The sequence below is a fragment of the Nonomuraea sp. NPDC049709 genome (assembly GCF_040674815.1).
Lineage (GTDB): Bacteria > Actinomycetota > Actinomycetes > Streptosporangiales > Streptosporangiaceae > Nonomuraea.
The window spans coordinates 15,426-33,255 of sequence record NZ_JBFANM010000110.1; the positions used below are offsets into that span (position 1 = coordinate 15,426).

Here is a 17,830-nt window from a genome sequence, read left to right on the forward strand (position 1 = left end):
ATGCGCTCGAAAGTCGTCCTCAGGCGCCTGCTGCGCAACAAGCAGGCCCGCTACGGGTTCATCGCGCTGGTCCTGCTGGTGGGGCTGGCGTACGTCGGGCCGTATTTCGGCTCGTACGAGTGGACCGACAAGGACTTCCTGTCCTTCCTGTCGCCGCCGGACGGCGACCACTGGTGGGGCACCACGTCGATCGGCCAGGACATGTACGCGGTCACGCTCCGCGGCATGCAGAAGTCCATCGTCATCGGCCTGCTGGTGGCGCTGATCTCGACCGGCCTGGCGGCCATCGTGGGCGCCTTCGCCGGATATTTCGGTGGCTGGGTGGACAAGGTGCTCATGTGGGGTGTGGACCTGCTCCTGGTCCTCCCGAGCTTCCTGGTCATCGCGATCATCTCGCCGCGGCTGCGGGACGGCTCCTGGATCTGGTTCGTGGTGCTGCTCGCCGCGTTCTCCTGGATGATCACCTCCAGGGTGGTGCGCAGCATGACGCTCTCGCTCCGCGAGCGGGAGTACGTCCAGGCCGCCGTCTACATGGGCATCCCGCGCTGGAAGATCATCTTCCGGCACATCGTGCCCAACCTGTCCTCGCTGCTGATCATCGACGCCACGCTCAACGTCAGTGGCGCGGTCATCGGCGAGGCGGCGCTGTCCTTCTTCGGCTTCGGCATCCAGCCGCCCGACGTCTCGCTGGGCACGCTCATCGCGCAGGGCTCCGGCAACGCCACCGGCTACCCATGGCTGTTCGCCTTCCCCGCCGGCCTGCTGGTCGCCCTGGTGCTCAGCGTGAACCTGATCGGCGACGGCCTGCGTGACGCACTCGACCCGGGGAGCAACTCGTGAGCATCTTGGAGGTCAGGGACCTCACCGTCACCTTCCCCGGCGGCATCGAGGCCGTGCGCGGCGTCAGCTACGAGGTCGAGCGCGGCGAGGTGCTCGGCATCGTGGGCGAGTCCGGCTCCGGCAAGTCCGTGACCTCGCTGGCCGTCATGGGCCTGCTGCCGCGGAACGCCGTGGTCAGCGGCTCGGTCAAGCTGCACGGCCAGGAGCTGCTCGGGCTGAAGGAAGACGAGCTGATCAAGGTGCGCGGCAAGGCGATCAGCATGATCTTCCAGGATCCGCTGTCGGCCTTCACGCCCGTGTTCACCATCGGCGACCAGATCGCCGAGGCCGTGCGCGTCCACCAGAAGATGGGCAAGGACAAGGCCGCCAAGCGGGCCGTGGAGCTGCTCGACCTCGTCGGCATCCCGAACCCGAACCTGCGGGCCAAGGCGTTCCCGCACGAGTTCTCCGGCGGCATGCGGCAGCGCGCGATGATCGCCATGGCCATCGCCAACGACCCCGACCTGCTGATCTGCGACGAGCCGACCACCGCGCTCGACGTCACCATCCAGGCGCAGGTCCTGGAGGTGCTCAAGACCGCGCAGCAGGAGACGGGCGCCGGCATCGTGATGATCACCCATGACCTGGGCGTCATCGCGGGCATGGCGGACCGGGTGCTGGTCATGTACGCGGGCCGGCCGGTCGAGCAGGGGCCCGTGGACGACATCTACTACCGGCCGCGGATGCCGTACACCATGGGGTTGCTCGCCTCGATCCCCAGGATCGACGGCGAGGAGGGGGCGCTCGTCCCCATCGAGGGCAACCCGCCGTCGCCGGCGTCGCTGCCGCCGGGCTGCCCGTTCGCGCCGCGCTGCCCGATGAAGGTGGAGATGTGCGACGACGAGGAGCCGCCGCTGACCCCCTTCGGCGGCGGGCGCCACGTGGCCTGCATCCGCTCGCACGAGATCGAGCACAAGGGCCTGACCGGGGCCGACGTGTTCCCGGTGCCGGTCATCCCGCCGAGCGACGTGGTCCGCGTGCCGCGCACCGAGCGCGCCACCGTCCTGGAGCTCGACCAGCTGATCCGGCACTACCCGCTGATGAAGGGCGCGGTCTTCAAGCGCCGCGTCGGCACGGTGTTCGCCGTGGACGGCATCAGCCTCGACATCGCCGAGGGCGAGACGCTGGCCCTGGTGGGCGAGTCCGGCTGTGGCAAGACCACCACGCTGCAGCAGATCATGCAACTCCAGCCGCCGCAGGGCGGCCGGGTCGTCGTGCTCGGCAAGGACAGCGCCACGCTGGACAAGGCGGGGCGCAAGGCGCTCCGCGGCGACCTGCAGATCGTCTTCCAGGACCCGATGGCCGCCCTCGACCCCCGCATGCCGATCGGCGACATCATCGCCGAGCCGCTGCGGGCGCACGGCGAGAAGGACGTGTCCGCCAAGGTGGCCGAGCTGCTGCAGCTCGTCGGGCTCGCGCCCGAGCACGCGGAGCGCTACCCGCAGCAGTTCTCCGGAGGTCAGCGCCAGCGCATCGGCATCGCCCGCGCGCTCGCGCTGGAGCCGAAGCTGCTGGTGCTGGACGAGCCGGTGTCGGCGCTCGACGTGTCCATCCAGGCAGGTGTGATCAACCTGCTGGAGGAGCTGAAGAACAGGCTGGGCCTGTCCTACCTGTTCGTGGCGCACGACCTGGCCGTGGTCCGGCACCTGGCCGACCGGGTGGCCGTCATGTACCTGGGCAGGATCGCCGAGATCGGGACGGTCGAGAACGTCTACGACCACCCCGCCCACCCCTACACGCAGGCACTGCTCTCGGCGATCCCGCTGCCCGACCCCGAGATGGAGCGCACCCGCAAGCGGATCCTGCTCGAAGGCGACCTGCCGAGCCCGGCGGACCCCCCGTCCGGGTGCAGATTCCGCACCCGTTGCCCCAAGTTCGCCCAGCTCAGTGAGGCGGAACGGCGGCGGTGTGTGGACGAGGAGCCCTCGGTTGCCCGGCTGGCGAACGCCGTGGACCACGGCGCAGCCTGCCACTACGCGGAGGAGATCGAGGTCATCACGGCCTCGGAAAATCAGGAGGAAGAGTGAAGGTTCGTTACCGTGCGGCCGCTGGGCTGGCGGTCCTGGCCATGGCCGTGGCGGCCTGTGGCGGAGGCGGCGGCACCGAGAACAAGCAGCCGAGCACCGAGCAGTCGAAGCAGGCTCAGCAGCAGATGGCCGAGACCCCGGCCATCAGCATCAACCCCGTCCCGTACGAGCAGGTCAAGGACGGCGGCACGCTCACCCTGTCCATCGGGCAGTGGCCGACGCAGTGGAACGGCAACCACGTCGACGGCAACCAGGCCGACACGGCGACGATGCTGGACCCGATCATGCCCCAGCTGATGATGGCGGACGAGAACGCCACCTTCACGCCGAACCCCGACTACCTGGCCGACGTGAAGAACGACATGTCGTCGGGCAAGCAGGTCGTCACCTACACGATCAACGAGAAGGCCACGTGGTCGGACGGCACGCCGATGACGTGGAAGGACCTCGAGGCGGCGTGGAAGGCCAACAACGGCGAGAACAAGAAGTTCAAGCCGGCCTCCACGGACGGCTGGGACAAGATCGAGTCGGTCGAGAAGGGTGACTCCGACAAGGTCGCCGTCATCACCTTCAAGAAGCCGTACTCGGAGTGGCAGGGCCTGTTCAACCGGGGCACCTCGCACCTGTTCCCGGCCGAGCACATCTCGTCGCCCGACGCGTACGACAACGACTACAACCAGAAGATCCCGGCGACAGCGGGTCCCTTCAAGGTGGAGTCCCTCGACGAGGGCACCAAGACGCTCACCCTCGTGCGTGACGACAAGTGGTGGGGCAAGAAGGCCAAGCTCGACAAGCTCATCTACCGGGCGATCCCGGACCCGGCCGCCGAGGTGAACGCGTTCGCCAACGGTGAGATCGACGCCGTGGAGATCGCCGCCGGTGCCCCGGCCGACCTGAAGCGCGCCAAGGAGGTGCCGAACGCCGAGATCCGCAAGGCGCTCAGCCCGAACTGGCGGCACATCACGGTCAACAACCAGAGCGAGTTCCTGAAGGAGAAGACGGTCCGCCAGGCCGTCCAGTACGCGATCAACCGTGACGTGATCACCCAGTCCGACCTGAAGGACATGGAGTGGCCGCTGCAGACGCTCGGCAACCACGTCTTCATGAACAACCACAAGGGCTACGTCGACAACTCCGGCGACCTCGGCAAGTACAACCTGGAGAAGGCCAAGCAGCTGCTCGACGCGGCCGGCTGGAAGCAGGAGGGTGAATACCGCAAGAAGGACGGCAAGGAGCTCGCGCTGAGCTTCGTCATCCCGACGGCGACCCCGGTCTCGCAGACCGAGGGTGAGCTCACCCAGGCCATGCTGAAGGAGGCCGGGATCAAGGTCACGATCCGCCCGGTCCCCGTCGACAAGTTCTTCAACGACTTCATCATCAAGGGTGACTTCGACCTGGTGCCGTTCTCCTGGATCGGCACGCCGCTGCCGCTGGGCTCGATGCCGCAGATCTACAAGACCGGCTCCGAGAGCAACTTCCCGAAGGCCAGTGACCCGGCCGTGGACGCCGCCATCCAGGCGGCCGTGGACGAGATGGACCCGGCCAAGGCCATCGAGCTGGCCAACGCCGCGGACAAGCTGATCTGGGACATGGTGCACACCATCCCGCTGTACCAGCGTCCTGACATCTGGGCGGCCAAGAAGACGCTCGCCAACTTCGGCGCGCGCGGTTACAAGTACTACGACTGGACGGCCGTCGGCTTCACCGGCTGATCCCGTCCTGGCATGACCCCCGGCCGTCTCCGGCCGGGGGTCTTCGCTTATCCGGTGAACTCGCGCAGGGTCATCGGCGGCCGGCCGCCGTGGCGCTCGATGCTCTCCGTGACCCGGTAGAGCGGGTGGTCGCCGTGACCGATGAAGCGGAAGAGCGCCCACAGGTGGGACAGGTGCTCGACGGCGACCTCGTCGCCGTACACCTCCATCGCCCGCGCCGCCCACGCCTCCGGCGGCACGTCGGCGTACTCCACCCCGAACGCCTCCGCCGCCTCGCCCACCGTCACCATCTGCCCGTTGACCAGGCACACCGGGTCGGCCGGAGCGGGATCGAGCAGGAGCCCCGCGCCCACCCTGGCCACGTCCTGGCCCGCGACCAGCGGGATCCACGTGTCCGGAGCGCCCAGCGGCAGCGCCAGCCGCCCGGCGGCGGCCACCACGACGGCCAGGTTCTCGAAGAACACCCCGGCCCGCAGGTGCACCGCGCCCACCCCGGCCCAGTCGAAGACCTGCTCGGCCACCCAGTGCCGGCGCATCCGCGGCGTGGCCGCCTCGGGCGAGGCGTCGAGCTGCGACACCTCGACGACGCGCTCCACGCCTTCCTCCCTGGCCGCCGCGGCGAACGCGGCGGCGGCGTCCAGCAGGCCCGCCGTCACCGGATAGGTGAAGAACGCCCGCCTGACCCCGCGCATGGCCGGCCGCACCGACGAGATCTCGCGCAGGTCGCCCACCACCACCTCCGCGCCGAGCTTGCGCAGCTCCGCGGCCCGCTGGTCGTCGGAACGCACGAACGCCCGCACCGCCTCGCCGCGCTCCAGCAGCAGGTCGACGACGTGCCGCCCGGTCGATCCCTGCAGCCCTCCGGCCGCGCCCGTCACCAGGATCATCTCTCCTCCGGCAGGTTGAGGGTGAACAGGCCGAGCCGCTCCAGGTCACGCAGGAACGCCTCGGCGGGGAACGCCTCGGCCGGGCCGAACACGCCGGGGCCGGGGCCCTGGCCGCCGGCCAGCCGGACCGCGGCCTCGACGGAGGTCAAGGCACTCATGCGCCACAGGTCGCGCCCGCGCGCCTGCCCGGCCCGGCCGCCGCCCGCCGCGATCACCTGCGCGGCGACCGTGAAGGCGGAGCCCGCCCGGGTGGCCGCGTCCACGTGCTCGCTGGTGAACGCCTGCTCCTCCTCGAACGTGTGCGCCGTGAGCTGCGCCTCCACCCGCGGCGTGGCCACGTGCCTGGGCACGGTGACGACCTCGGAGAACGGCACGGGGGCGATCATCGTGCGCGGCCCGAGCGGCGGCGGGAACGGGAAGACGGCGTTGCGCGGCTCGACGTAGCCGACGTGCTGGGCGCCGTCGGTGTACGTGATCCGCTGGGTTTCGGCGAACAGCAGCTCGGCGGTCTTCCTGGCCCCCGTCGTCAGGCGCCAGCCGCTCACCGCGTACGCGGTGATCACCCGCTCGATCCCGGTCATGCCGGCAGCCACCGCGCCGGCGAGCAGGTCGCCCAGCCCGCCGTAGAAGCTGGTCGCCGTGAGCATGGTGATGCCCGCCCGCCGCGCGGGCTCCCGCATGGCGTCGAACATCCATTTCGTGTGGTGCTGCTCCAGGGCGTGGTCCACGTAGTGGCAGCCGGCCTCGGCCGCGGCGGTGGCCAGGGGCCGGCCGGTGTGCGTGAACGGGCCGGCGCAGTGGATCAGCACGGCCGCCCGGCCGGCGAGCTCCCGTAACGCGCCGGGGTCGTCGATCGCGGCCTGGTGCGTAGGGGCCCCGCCGAGCTCGTCGGACAGGACCTTGAGCGCGCCGCCGTCGCGGCCGGCCAGGATGACCTCCCGGCCGCGGGCCAGCAGGTCGGCCGCCACCAGGCGCCCGGTGTGGCCCGTGGCGCCGTAGACGGCGAAGTGCGGTGAGGACATGACTCACCTCCATGTTGCATACTCGGCGTACGTAACTAGTCTCGAAGTTACGTACCGCGAGTATGTAAGTCAATGGGAGCACGATGATCCGCCGTACCCAGGCAGAACGTTCGGACGAGACCACGGGGCGGCTGGTGCTGGCCGCGCGTGAGCTGTTCGGGACCCACGGATACGCGCCCACCTCGATCGACGCGATCGCGGCCGCGGCCGGGGTGACCAAGGGGGCCGCCTACCACCACTTCGGCGGGAAGGGGGAGCTGTTCCTGGCGGCGTTCGTGGCGGAGCTGGAGGCGGTCGAGGCCCGGCTCCTGCGGGTCGCCACGGAGGAGAGCGACCCGTGGGCGGCGCTGCGGCGCGGCTGCCGCACGTTCCTGGAGCACTGCCTCGACCCCCGGTTCCGGCGGATCGTGCTGCTGGACGCGTCCTCGGTGCTGGGCTGGGAGCGGGTCCGCGAGATCGAGCACGACCACATGCTGCGCGTCCTGCTCGACGGGCTGCGCGTGGCCGTGGCGGCCGGGCAGGCCCCCGACGGCGACCTGGCCGCCCGCGCGCAGCTCGCCTTCGGTGCGCTGTGCGAGGGCGGCATGTTGCTGGCCCGGTCCGAGGACCCGGCGGCCGACCTGCCGCGGATCGCCGCGGAGGCCGACCGGTTCCTGGCCGCGCTGAAGGTGTGACCGGGCTCTAGGCCGAGGCGGTGAGCGAGACCTCCACGCCGCCGCGGGTGCCCCAGCGGTTGACCCGCCAGCAGGTCAGGACCGCGTAGAGGTACAGCGGGCGCAGCACCAGCAGCCGCCAGACCGAGGCCAGCGGCGCGAGCGCGAACAGCAGCAGCCGCGCCCCCGTGCTCTCGTCGCTCCGGCGCACGGTGAACAGCCGCAGCGCCATCAGGTAGTTCATGGCCAGCCCGATCTGCGCCGCCGCCACCGAGAGCTCACCCAGGTGCGCCCGGCAGGCCGGGTCGGCGACCAGCACGATCGGGATGGCCAGGGCGAGCAGGAGGTGCAGGTACTCCGCCACCGTGGTCCAGAAGACCACGCCGGTCAGCGGCAGGTACCGCAACCACCACAGGTGCCGCACCGTGATGCCGCGCATCCAGCGCAGCTGCTGCTTCGCGTAGTGGTCCAGCCGCTCGGGCGCCAGCGTGAAGACCAGCGACGACGGCTGGTGCACGGTGCGGCCGGCGAGCAGCGCGTAGAAGGTGAGCATGGAGTCGTCGTTCATCTGCATGGGACGCCCGCGGAAGCGCTCGTTCTCGTAGGCGCCGGCGGCCCGGCGGACCACGTCCGCGCGGTAGAAGGCCAGCGCGCCGGAGTTCATCGTGACGCTCCGCAGCACCGACTGGGCGCTGCGCAGGCCGCGGGTGAAGGGCACGTACACCAAGCAGGTCATCCGGGTGAGCAGGTTGGCCGTGCGGTTCAGCACCAGCACGTGCCCGGCCACCGACTGCACCCGCGGGTCGGCGAACGGCGCCAGCCCCTCCCGCACGGCGTGCCGGTCGAGCACGGAGTCGCTGTCCAGGGTGAGGAAGATGTCTCCGTCGTCCTCGGCCAGCACGCGCATCTGGGCGAAGCGCTTGCCCCGGTTCTCCGTACGGACCCAGGTCGTCTCGATGCCCCGCACCGCGGCCTGGGCCTCGAACTCGCGGCGCACCTCGTCGTACGTGATGGGCTCCCCGGTCACCCGGTCGGCGGAGCCGTCGTCCACCACCCGCACCCGGTTCACCCGCCGGCTCTGCGCCAGCACCGAGCGCAGGCACGCGCGCAGCGCCTCGGGGTCCTCGTTGTAGACGGGGACCTGGACGGTCACCCGCAGCGCGGCGAGCTGCCCCCGCCGCCCGGGCGGGACCCGGACCGGCCGCTCGAACCAGGCCAGCGGCATCCACCACAGCAGCAGGAAGGAGGCCGGCCAGGCGACCGACATGTCGTAGGGGCGCCCGTCGACGGCCCCCGCCGACGCGGCCAGATGGGCGATGCCCCAGGCGGCGTATCCGGCGACCGGAAGCGCCCCCAGGACAAGCAGTTTCCGGTGACCGGTGTACCGGGCGGTGATTCCCGCGGCGGTCACGGGCCCAGCGGTCAGGGGCACAGTGGTCCCCGCCCGCGCCGGAACCTGGAGCGCACCAGGAAGGCGCTGACCAGCACGAGCGAGCCGCACAGCACGACCAGCCAGAGATGCCCGCCCGCCAGCGCGGCCACCGCGACGCCACTGCCGAAGCCCGCCAGGGACCCGTATGCCATTTGGCCTCCTCGGGTGACATGAGGTAACGCAGTGGATTTCGCCGGAGGGGATTTCTGGTAATCCCCACGCCACCTAAAGGCATTTACAAGCGCTCAATTTCCCCGAAGAAACGGTCATGTCATTCAATTCATGGTTGAGCCAGGGCAACAGTGATCGACTGGGTGGCCCCGGCCGTACCCCGGAGGTCGGTGAACGTCAGGCCCAGGGACCGGCCCGTGGTGGTGGCGGTGACGACCGGCGGCGCGGAGACCACGGCGCGCACCGGGTGCTCCCAGGTGACGGCGAGCGCGGCCGCCTGACGCGGCGGGTCGGAGACGCACAGCAGGGCGGTGCCGTCGGACCGCTCGCGGACCAGCACGCACGCGGGAGCGCTCACCGAGATCCCGCCGGCCCGGCCGGGGGCCCAGAAGTTCGCCGCGGTCAGGCCCAGCTCCGGGACCCTGATCGCCTGCACGGCCGCCGTGTTGGCCAGGACCTCCACCCGGCCGTCCACCGTGCGGGCGCGGGTGGTCTCCACGTTCGCGCCGGGCATGAGCGCGTACGCGTAGGAGGCGCCGGCCGGGTCGGCGCCGTGGTCGAGCCACATGGTCAGGTACCGCCGGGTGATCGGGGCGGGGGAGCCGCCGGCGTTGACGTCGCGCCAGGAGCCGGTCCGCTCCTCGAACAGGAAGTTCAGGTCGGCGGGGGAGAGGAAGACGTACCCGGCGTGTCCCATGACGTGGGCCCAGGAGACGCCGGGCCGCCGCGCCGGCCGTCCCGGGGCGGCGCCCGCCGGCTCACCGTCCACGCGGAGGAAGGCCCCGCCGCGCGCGCCCAGGTTGCGGTTGTCCACGACCGTCTCCACCGGCACCCCGTCCGCGCACGCGATGCCCGCGCCCAGGCACACCACGCAGTCGTCCAGGAAGAACCAGGCCTTCCTGGCCGCCAGCGTGCTGCCCAGCCCCCGCAGGTCCTGCCCCACCGCGGCGAACTCCCCGTCCGTCGCGCCGCCTGCCCACGCCGCGTCCGGCCGGGGCAACGTCCACTCGCCGCCCTCCCCGTCCGCCAGGCGCTTGGTGGACACCGTGACCCCGGGCAGCCGGTACGGGTCCGCGGTCGCCCAGAACGCGTCCGCGTACTGCTCCTCCCCGAACCCGTCCCCCCACCACGACAACCAGCCGGCCCCCGTGTGCCAGCCGCGCGCGTTCTCCCCGTTGCCGTACTCGTAGTGCGCCACCCGCCGCGACGCCATGCTCACCGAGGCCGCCCAGCCCGGCCGCCGGTGGGTGGCCCGGTCCATGCCGGGGAACAGCCGGTGCTCCACCGGCTCGGCCGCCGCCTGGACCTTCGCGGCGGCCACGGCCCGGAGCCGCGCCACGCGGGCGATGCCCAGGGACCGGTTGTCGGCCACCGGCCGGCCGCGCTCCAGCCAGCCCTTGACCATGGCCCGCCAGCGCTCCGCGCGCTCCTTGCCCGCGGCATCACCCACGGCATCGTCCATGGCGTCGGCCAGCAGCGCCATCGAGGCGAGCAGGCCGTGCGCGCGCCGGTGGTCGTCCGGCCGGCCCGGCGACCCGCCGCGGCTGACGCCGCGCCCGGCCACGTTGTCCATGACCAGCCCGTTGTACACGAACGGCGGCACCGCCCGCTCCACCACGCCGAGGAACGCCCGCAGCTCCGGCCCGTTCAGGTCCCAGTCCGAGCCGCGCAGCAGCGCGGCCAGCATCCCGAGCCCGCCGAGCAGCACCGCGCCGTAGCCGCCGACGTACGGCACGCAGGAGTGCTGGAGGTAGGAGCCGTCGGCGTGGAAGCCGTCGCCCGAGGTGACCGGGACGAACACCGGGGCCAGCGCGTTCCTGGCCAGCTGGATCCGCGCCGCCTCACCCCCGAGGACCCCGCGCAGCGCCAGCACGCGGCACAGGTCGACCCGGTTGGCGCCGGTGCTGTTGCCCTCGTAGCGGGCCACCGCCGACTCCGGCACGAACGCGTCCACCGCCGCGCAGCAGGCGTCCGCCCGGCGTTCCGTCAGCCGCCCGGACATCAGCACCGCCGTGTCCAGCAGCGCCTGCGGGCCGCCGATCCGCCAGTGCCACCAGTTCCCGTACGCGGTGGTGCCCGGGTGGTACACGTCGGCGAGCAGGTGGTCCAGGCCCGCGAGCACGGCCCGGCCCAGCTCGGTCTGGCCGGTCACGCCGGTGCCGGGCTGCGCGTACGCCTCGGCCATCACGCGCAGCCTGGTGAAGCTCTCGTACAGGTGCCCCGACGACACGTGCGGCAGCTCGTCCGAGCCCGCGTACTCCAGGCCGCGCCAGAGTGCGCCCCGCTCGGGGGCCATCCGCGCGCGGTGGCCCGCCGCCGCCCGGCCCAGCTCGGCCAGCCGGCTCCGGTACGGCTCCGCCTTCCGGTCGAAGCCGTCCCCGAGCAGCAGCGTCCGCCACCGCGCCCGCAGCTCCGCGTACTTCGGGGCGCCCGCTTCCGTGGCCTTCGCCGTGGCCGTGGCGGGCAGCCCGGGGACCAGCGCCGCCCCGCCCGCGGCACGCAGGAGCGCGCGCCGCGTCCATCCACCCGCCATGAGGACCCCCGAGGCCGATCGTGCTTACTTGCGGACATCGGGGACGATATAGAGCGATCACCCCGCAAGCGGGGCCGACGTCAAGGGCATTGATCGACTACTGACCGATTCATGCCCTATAGGCGGGCTCCGGCGCCCGCCCGCACCGCCGCCGGAACGTTCTGCGGCGGATCGACCGTGTATCCGTAGTACGTGCGCGGCTCGACCACGGTCCCGGCCACCTCGGGGGTGCCGGAGTTGACGAAGATGTTGTCGCGCTGCACGGCCCGGCCGGGGCCGCTGTCGGCGTACCCGCTGGCCGAGTGGAGCGGGTGCGGCACGTTCTCGAAGTAGTTGCCCTCGACAACGGCCCCGGCGTTCTCCGTGGAGGCCACGCCGTACAGCTCGTTGCCGAGGAAGTAGTTGTTGTAGACATGCACCGGCTCGCCGAACCTGATGCGCGGGTGCCGCTGGCGGCTGTGGTCGAAGAAGTTGTGGTGGATCGTCACCTTGAGGTGGCCCACGTCGGTGCCGGCGGCGCCGTCGGAGTGGCTGATCAGCATCGCCTTGTCGGCGTGGTCGAAGTGGTTCCACGAGACCGTGACGTAGTCGGCACCCCGCACGATGTCCACCGACCCGTCCACCGCGCCGGAGAAGGTGTTGTGGTCGATCCAGATGTGGTGCGACTGCTGGCCGATGTTGACCGCGTCGTCCTCGGCGTCCGTGAAGCGGAGGTTGCGGACGATCACGTTGTACGACCGGTAGAAGTCCAGGCCGCCGCCGGTGATGTGCCCGGTGTTCCCGACGCCCTCGATGGTCTTGTTCGGGCGCACCCCCTGCTTGCTGGTGATCGCGATCGTGCCCGAGACCTGGATGACCAGGGGTTCGAGGCTGTCGATGTACTCCAGGAACTGCTCGGCGTTCGTGGCGGTCACGGTCCGGCCGCCGGCGCCGCCGGTGGTGCCGTTCTGGCCGAGCGCGTTGACGGCCGCGAACCCGGTCGGCGCGTCGGCCGCCGCCTCCGCGCCGAGGGGGTGCAGGACGAGGGCGGCGGCCACTGCCAGGGCGGCCATCCATCTCGAGGGCATGGTGCTCTCCGCTCGCTGGGAAACTGTCGGTCGGTCGTTCGGAAAGCGCTTTCCTGAGCGCATTATCGACATCGTCTCGAAAGCGGTAAAGCGGCGATGAAAGTTTCACCGGCTCCCGGCTCGTTTCCGCTGGTGCGGAAGGTAGGCCGGACGGGCGCGGGCAGCGGGGCCGGGAAAGTCGCGGGATGGCGCCTAGAGTGCTTGTGGGAGCGCTCCCAAACCCCTTCGAGCCGAGCCGGAGCAGCCTGCGATGAGCAACCCCAGCAGAAGATGGACGAGCAGGGCGGCGGCGCTGGCGCTCGTCGCGGCGAGCCTGGTCGCGCCCCCGGCGACCGCCATGGCCGCCTTCCCCTACCAGGACCCCGCCCTTCCCGTCCCGACCCGGGTCGCCGACCTCATGTCCCGGATGTCGCAGGACGAGAAGCTGGGGCAGATGACGCAGGCCGAGCGCGGCTCGGTCAGCGACTCCGACATCACCGCCTACCGGCTCGGCTCCGTGCTGTCCGGCGGCGGCTCGGCGCCGTCGCCCAACACCGCGACCGGCTGGGCGGACATGTACGACAGGTTCCAGAACGCGGCCCTGGCCACGCCCCTGGGCATCCCACTCGTCTACGGCGTGGACGCCGTGCACGGGCACAACAACGTCGTCGGCGCCACGATCTTCCCGCACAACATCGGCCTCGGCGCCACCCGCGACCCCGCCCTGGCCCAGCGGATCGGGCGGGCCGTGGCCGAGGAGGTGGCCGGCACCGGGATCGACTGGAACTTCGCGCCCTGCCTGTGCGTGGCGCGCAACGACCGCTGGGGGCGTACGTACGAGTCCTTCGGCGAGACGCCGGACCTGCCCTCGTCGATGGCCTCGATCGTGACCGGCCTGCAGGGCACGGCGCTGAACGGGCCCGCCTCCGTGCTGGCCACCGCCAAGCACTACCTCGGCGACGGCGGCACGACCGGCGGCACCGACCAGGGCGACACGCAACTTTCCGAGGCGGAGCTGCGGGCCGTCCACCTGCCGCCGTTCGAGGCCGCCGTGGAGCGCGGCGTGGGCTCGGTCATGATCTCGTTCAGCAGCTGGAACGGCACCAAGCTGCACGGTCACCAGTACCTGATCACCACGGTGCTCAAGGGCGAGCTGGGCTTCGACGGTTTCGTGGTCTCCGACTGGAACGGCATCGACCAGATCGACGGCGCCCCGGGCCTGTCCGCCCTCGACGTGCGCACCGCCGTGAACGCCGGCATCGACATGGCCATGGTGCCCACCGAGTGGCGGCGCTTCATCGACCTGCTGCGCGCCGAGGTGCAGGCCGGACGGGTCAGCACGGCGCGGGTGGACGACGCGGTGCGGCGCGTGCTGACCAAGAAGTTCGAGCTCGGGCTGTTCGAGAAGCCGCTCACCGACCGGTCGTACACGGCGGGCGTGGGCAGCTCCGCGCACCGGGCGCTGGCCCGCGAGGCGGTGGCCAAGTCGCAGGTCGTGCTGAAGAACGCCGGCGGCCTGCTGCCCCTCGCCAAGACCGGCGGCAAGATCTTCGTGGCGGGCAAGAGCGCGGACGACATCGGCAACCAGAGCGGCGGCTGGACGGTCTCCTGGCAGGGCTCGTCCGGGAACATCACCCCCGGCACCACCATCCTGCAGGGCATCAGGAACACCGTCGGGTCCGGCGCGACCGTCACCTACAGCCGGGACGGCAGCGGGATCGACGGCTCCTACCGCGTGGCGATCGCGGTCGTCGGCGAGACCCCGTACGCCGAGGGCGAGGGCGACCGCCCCGGCGGCCTGGGCCTGGACACCACCGACCTGAACACCATCGCCACCCTGCGCGCCGCCGGCGTGCCGGTCGTCGTCGTGCTCGTCTCCGGCCGGCCCCTGGACATCGCCTCCCAGCTGTCCGGCTGGAACGCCCTGGTCGCCGCCTGGCTGCCGGGCACCGAGGGGCAGGGCGTCGCCGACGTGCTGTTCGGGGCAGTACAGCCGACCGGCAAGCTGCCCATGACCTGGATGAGCGCCGCCTCCCAGCAGCCGATCAACGCGGGCGACGGCAAGACGCCGCTGTTCGCGCAGGGGTACGGGCTGGCGTACGAGCCCTCGGAGGACGACACCAGCCCGCCCACCGCCCCCGGCACGCCGGTCGCCTCCGCCGTCACCTCCTCCTCGGCCACCCTCACCTGGGCCGCCGCCACCGACGACGTGGGCGTGACCGGCTACGACGTGGTGCGCGTCCAGGGGACGACCGAGACGGCGGCGGCCTCGTCCGCGACCGCCTCGGCCGCACTCACGGGCCTGGCGGCGAACACCTCCTACACCTTCGCCGTGTACGCCAAGGACGCGGCCGGCAACCGCTCGCCCCGCTCGGGCACGGTGACGTTGACGACCGGCGGGGGCGGCACGGGCGGCTGCACCGTCGCCCCGTCCACGCAGAGCCAGTGGGGCAACGGGTACGTCATCCAGGCGACCGTGACCAACACCGGCACGACGGCGCGGAACGGCTGGACGGTCACGTTCACCCTGCCCGCCGGCCACACGCTCACCGGCCACTGGAACGCCGCCCTGACCGTGACCGGCCAGACCGTCACGGCCCGCAACGCCCCGCACAACGGCTCCCTGAGCGCCGGCGCCACCACCTCCTTCGGCTTCCAGGCCGGCCGCCCGAACACCAGCACCGCCCTGCCCTCCGGCTACACCTGCACGTAGTACTCCAGTGACACTTCGGGATCTTGAGGGGTGGGGGTCACATGGCTAGGGGCCATGGCCTTCCCGCCCGCGATGGACCCGGCGCTCACCTGCTCAATGCCCTGAACGGCGTCATGCTCGGCCAGCGGCCGCCGCTACGGCCCCCGGGTCGTCCAGCAGGAGGGGGTGCGCCGGAGTCACCGGGGCGCCGGGCGGCGACTCGTACGGGACGCCGTCCGCCGTCCTGACGCTCACCCGCCCGTCCTCGGACACCTCCTCCAGCAGCTCGGCCCGCCCCTCTACGCGGACCACCAGGTGCCGCAGGCAGGCCCACCACCAGGGGTCGGGCCACATCCGGCGAGGAGCCCGGCAGGCACCGGCGGCCCGTTCAGCATCCATGACTCCACGGTGGCGCGGCACTCCTTCTCGTGCCCGTCCAGGTGCTCAAGCAGCGCCGCGAACTGCTCACCGACCCGGCTGGACCGCACGGCCCTGGGCACGGACGCCGGCAGCTGGCCGCCGGTCTTCCTGCAGCGCAGGGTCATCCCGTCCAGCACCAGCTCGTGGCCGCGGACGGCGCGGACCCACGTGAGGGGAATCGTCATGGCGACGACTATGTGAGCGGGCACCGACAATCGTCCCGGTCTCGAACGCCGGAGGGTGCTTGATCACGGTTTGGTGTCGCGCGACCAGATGATCTTGACGTGGGAGCACCCGTGAGACGTTATTAGAACACATGTTCCCGTACCGGCAGGAGGCTCTCGTGTCCCCATCCCTGGTTCGCCGATTAGTCGCTTACTGCGGCGCCGCCGGCCTGATCACCGGCCTGCTCACCGTCACGGCCCCCGCCGCCTCGGCGGCCGGCACCACCACCGACCTCGGGGTCGCCGACTCCTACACCGCCGACCTAGCCGTCGGTGGCGGCCGGGTGTTCGTTCCCGCCGGTGACCGCATCATCGTGGCCGACACTGACGGAAACCTCACCGGCGGCGTCGTCACCGGCCTGCCCGGCGTCCAAGAGCTGGCCGTGAACGCGGACGGCACCCGCCTGTACGCGGCTCTCACCGGCTCGAACGAGGTCGCCGAGATCGACACCGCGAGCCTCGCCGTCACCCGCCGGATCGACCTGTCGGCCCACCCCTGCCCGTCCACACTGGCGTTGCTGGGCGAGCGGTTGTGGGTGGGGCACGGATGCGACAACGGCCCCGGCGGCGTCGTCGGCCTGGATCTCAGCGCGAGCGCCCCGGCGCCCGTGGCGGTCGGGGGCGAGCACCTGCGGCCTCCCGTGCTCGCGGCCGCCGGCGACACGCTCGTGGTCGGCCAGACCGCCCTGCACCACGCCGACATGCTGGTCTACGACCTCGGCGACGGCGCCCCCGCGCTGCGCGGCACGATCGACGGCGAGGAGTGGCGCATCGACTCCCTGCGCGACCTCACCCTGAGCTCCGACGGCGGCACCCTGTTCAGCGCGGCCGACACCCCCGGTCACTTCACCAGGTACGACACCAGGACCCTGGCGGCGACCGGCACCTACGGCGACGGCTGGGACGGGTACCCGTCCGCCGTGGCGCTCGGCTCGGACGGCGCGTACGTCGCGGCCGGACGCCAGTGGGGCAGCACCGACCTCACCCTCTACGACGCCGCGACGGGCGCGGAGCTGTTCGCGGCCGACCAGCCGGACGCCGAACTGCTCCCGGACGGCGTCGCGTTCTCCGGCACGGACGTCTTCGCGCTGCTGCGCAGCTCCACGGACCGGCTGCTGCTGTGGCGGGTGACGGGCGTCGCGCTACCGGCCACCAAGCTCACGGTGACGGCCCCCGCGGACGCGTACGCCGGCTCGCCGATCACCGTCGAGGGGCGGCTCACCCGCGCCGACGGCGAGGCGCTCGGGCTCAAGCCGCTCACGGTGATCCAGTACCTGCCCGGCTGGACGAAACTGCCGATCACCGGCGTGACGACGCGGCAGGACGGCACGTTCACCTTCCAGGACACGCCCGTCTTCGAGCTGCCGCCGTACGTCGGCGAGGTGATCTACTGGGTGTTCTGGGACGGCGACGACAGCCACCGCCGCAGCAGCGCCTCCGTCACCGTGACGGTCAAGCGCGAAGCCACGCTCACCCTGACAGGGCCACAGTCCGGCGTCGCCGGCACGGCCGTGGAGCTGAGCGGCGTCCTGACGGCGGGCGGCAGGCCGCCCTCTCCGGGGTCCCCGCTCACCGTGCAGCGCACCCTGTACGTCAAGGGCACCAGCGGTAAGACCGTCAAGCTCCCGCCGGTGAGGGTGAACGCCGACGGCACGTACACGTTCACCGACACGCCCGCCAACGCCGGCAGGTACAGCTACCTCGCGAGCTATGCGGGGGACGGCGGGACCGGACCGGCCCAGGCCACCCATCAGATCATCGTCAAGTGACCCGATGACCGGTGCCCGGCCGCCGGGCCGGGCACCTCGGCCGGGACCCGGTGGTGACTCGCCACACCCCGCCGACGTGTTCCAGGAGCCAGGGGACGTACGCCAGGTACGCCTGGATCAGGAGCACCAGCACGTCCGCCGAACGCGGTCGCCAGTCGTCGCTCATCGGCTTCCTTCCCGTGTGCGGATTCACGCTCGTAGCGCGGGGCGGAGGGCCGGGTAGGTCCCCCGCCGTACCAGGGCTTGCCCCCAGGGCCGCCGGTGCCGGCGAGCCCGGGGGACGGTCCGCTCGGCCAATCTAGGCGGCGACGGGACGCCAGGCAGGCCCACACCGCGCGGCCTTCGCCGAGGTCGAGCAGTCGG

At 71.8% G+C, this 17,830-nt stretch carries 15 protein-coding genes; 6 read left to right on the forward strand and 9 right to left on the reverse strand.

Annotated features, from left to right (window positions below):
* From AB0J69_RS55570 to AB0J69_RS55580, 3 genes are read left to right on the forward strand one after another with little or no spacing between them, the layout of a single operon-like run.
* Complete coding sequence (locus tag AB0J69_RS55570; protein WP_364136263.1) at positions 1-840, forward strand: ABC transporter permease; 840 nt, start codon at positions 1-3, stop codon at positions 838-840.
* Positions 837-2,906, forward strand: a complete 2,070-nt coding sequence (locus AB0J69_RS55575; RefSeq protein ID WP_364136265.1) for an ABC transporter ATP-binding protein — start codon at positions 837-839, stop codon at positions 2,904-2,906. Before AB0J69_RS55570 ends, AB0J69_RS55575 begins: the two co-directional genes overlap by 4 nt.
* Complete coding sequence (locus AB0J69_RS55580; RefSeq protein ID WP_364136267.1) at positions 2,903-4,618, forward strand: ABC transporter family substrate-binding protein; 1,716 nt, start codon at positions 2,903-2,905, stop codon at positions 4,616-4,618. The genes AB0J69_RS55575 and AB0J69_RS55580 overlap by 4 nt, the downstream gene beginning before the upstream one ends.
* 47 nt (positions 4,619-4,665) lie before the next feature.
* Here the strand turns inward: AB0J69_RS55580 and AB0J69_RS55585 are convergent, their stop codons facing one another.
* Positions 4,666-5,505 carry an NAD(P)H-binding protein gene (locus AB0J69_RS55585; RefSeq protein WP_364136269.1) on the reverse strand — a complete coding sequence of 280 codons (840 nt, stop codon included), beginning with the start codon at positions 5,503-5,505 and terminating at the stop codon, positions 4,666-4,668.
* On the reverse strand, positions 5,502-6,527 hold the full coding sequence (locus AB0J69_RS55590) for a saccharopine dehydrogenase NADP-binding domain-containing protein (RefSeq protein WP_364136271.1): 1,026 nt from the start codon (positions 6,525-6,527) through the stop codon (positions 5,502-5,504). The genes AB0J69_RS55585 and AB0J69_RS55590 overlap by 4 nt, the downstream gene beginning before the upstream one ends.
* A gap of 83 nt (positions 6,528-6,610) precedes the next feature.
* Here AB0J69_RS55590 and AB0J69_RS55595 point away from each other — a divergent pair, with 83 nt between their 5' ends.
* On the forward strand, positions 6,611-7,201 hold the full coding sequence (locus tag AB0J69_RS55595; RefSeq protein ID WP_364136273.1) for a TetR/AcrR family transcriptional regulator: 591 nt from the start codon (positions 6,611-6,613) through the stop codon (positions 7,199-7,201).
* A gap of 7 nt (positions 7,202-7,208) precedes the next feature.
* On the opposite strand, the gene AB0J69_RS55600 is transcribed toward AB0J69_RS55595, so the two are convergent.
* The 4 genes from AB0J69_RS55600 to AB0J69_RS55615 form a co-directional block, all read right to left on the reverse strand.
* Positions 7,209-8,591: a glycosyltransferase family 2 protein gene (locus AB0J69_RS55600; RefSeq protein WP_364136275.1), complete on the reverse strand. Its 1,383-nt coding sequence runs from the start codon at positions 8,589-8,591 to the stop codon at positions 7,209-7,211.
* Positions 8,592-8,602: 11 nt separating this feature from the next.
* Positions 8,603-8,764: a hypothetical protein gene (locus tag AB0J69_RS55605; RefSeq protein WP_364136277.1), complete on the reverse strand. Its 162-nt coding sequence runs from the start codon at positions 8,762-8,764 to the stop codon at positions 8,603-8,605.
* Positions 8,765-8,892: 128 nt separating this feature from the next.
* The gene (locus AB0J69_RS55610; protein WP_364136279.1) at positions 8,893-11,316 is read right to left on the reverse strand and encodes a polysaccharide lyase 8 family protein; all 2,424 of its coding nucleotides are present in this window, start codon (positions 11,314-11,316) and stop codon (positions 8,893-8,895) included.
* 116 nt (positions 11,317-11,432) lie between these two features.
* Positions 11,433-12,383, reverse strand: a complete 951-nt coding sequence (locus AB0J69_RS55615; protein WP_364136281.1) for a right-handed parallel beta-helix repeat-containing protein — start codon at positions 12,381-12,383, stop codon at positions 11,433-11,435.
* Positions 12,384-12,633: 250 nt separating this feature from the next.
* On the opposite strand from AB0J69_RS55615, the gene AB0J69_RS55620 reads away from it, so the two are divergent.
* Positions 12,634-15,075, forward strand: a complete 2,442-nt coding sequence (locus AB0J69_RS55620; RefSeq protein WP_364136283.1) for a glycoside hydrolase family 3 N-terminal domain-containing protein — start codon at positions 12,634-12,636, stop codon at positions 15,073-15,075.
* Between the two features lie 111 nt (positions 15,076-15,186).
* On the opposite strand, the gene AB0J69_RS55625 is transcribed toward AB0J69_RS55620, so the two are convergent.
* Positions 15,187-15,366: a hypothetical protein gene (locus tag AB0J69_RS55625; RefSeq protein WP_364136285.1), complete on the reverse strand. Its 180-nt coding sequence runs from the start codon at positions 15,364-15,366 to the stop codon at positions 15,187-15,189.
* Positions 15,354-15,659 carry a hypothetical protein gene (locus AB0J69_RS55630; protein WP_364136287.1) on the reverse strand — a complete coding sequence of 102 codons (306 nt, stop codon included), beginning with the start codon at positions 15,657-15,659 and terminating at the stop codon, positions 15,354-15,356. Before AB0J69_RS55630 ends, AB0J69_RS55625 begins: the two co-directional genes overlap by 13 nt.
* A 158-nt stretch (positions 15,660-15,817) precedes the next feature.
* Here AB0J69_RS55630 and AB0J69_RS55635 point away from each other — a divergent pair, with 158 nt between their 5' ends.
* On the forward strand, positions 15,818-17,467 hold the full coding sequence (locus tag AB0J69_RS55635) for a hypothetical protein (protein WP_364136289.1): 1,650 nt from the start codon (positions 15,818-15,820) through the stop codon (positions 17,465-17,467).
* Here AB0J69_RS55635 and AB0J69_RS55640 read toward each other — a convergent pair.
* Positions 17,460-17,633 (reverse strand): hypothetical protein, encoded by a 174-nt coding sequence (locus tag AB0J69_RS55640; RefSeq protein WP_364136291.1) that lies wholly within the window; start codon positions 17,631-17,633, stop codon positions 17,460-17,462. The two genes, AB0J69_RS55635 and AB0J69_RS55640, sit on opposite strands and share 8 nt — an antisense overlap.
* Positions 17,634-17,830: the final 197 nt, after the last annotated feature.

Coding starts and splice junctions, on each gene's coding strand:
- AB0J69_RS55570 (WP_364136263.1), top strand. CDS start 1: ATGCGCTCGAAAGTCGTCCTCAGGCGCCTGCTGCGCAACAAGCAGGCC.
- AB0J69_RS55585 (WP_364136269.1), bottom strand. CDS start 5,505: ATGATCCTGGTGACGGGCGCGGCCGGAGGGCTGCAGGGATCGACCGGG.
- AB0J69_RS55590 (WP_364136271.1), bottom strand. CDS start 6,527: ATGTCCTCACCGCACTTCGCCGTCTACGGCGCCACGGGCCACACCGGG.
- AB0J69_RS55595 (WP_364136273.1), top strand. CDS start 6,611: ATGATCCGCCGTACCCAGGCAGAACGTTCGGACGAGACCACGGGGCGG.
- AB0J69_RS55605 (WP_364136277.1), bottom strand. CDS start 8,764: ATGGCATACGGGTCCCTGGCGGGCTTCGGCAGTGGCGTCGCGGTGGCC.
- AB0J69_RS55610 (WP_364136279.1), bottom strand. CDS start 11,316: ATGGCGGGTGGATGGACGCGGCGCGCGCTCCTGCGTGCCGCGGGCGGG.
- AB0J69_RS55615 (WP_364136281.1), bottom strand. CDS start 12,383: ATGCCCTCGAGATGGATGGCCGCCCTGGCAGTGGCCGCCGCCCTCGTC.
- AB0J69_RS55620 (WP_364136283.1), top strand. CDS start 12,634: ATGAGCAACCCCAGCAGAAGATGGACGAGCAGGGCGGCGGCGCTGGCG.
- AB0J69_RS55630 (WP_364136287.1), bottom strand. CDS start 15,659: ATGACGATTCCCCTCACGTGGGTCCGCGCCGTCCGCGGCCACGAGCTG.
- AB0J69_RS55640 (WP_364136291.1), bottom strand. CDS start 17,633: ATGAGCGACGACTGGCGACCGCGTTCGGCGGACGTGCTGGTGCTCCTG.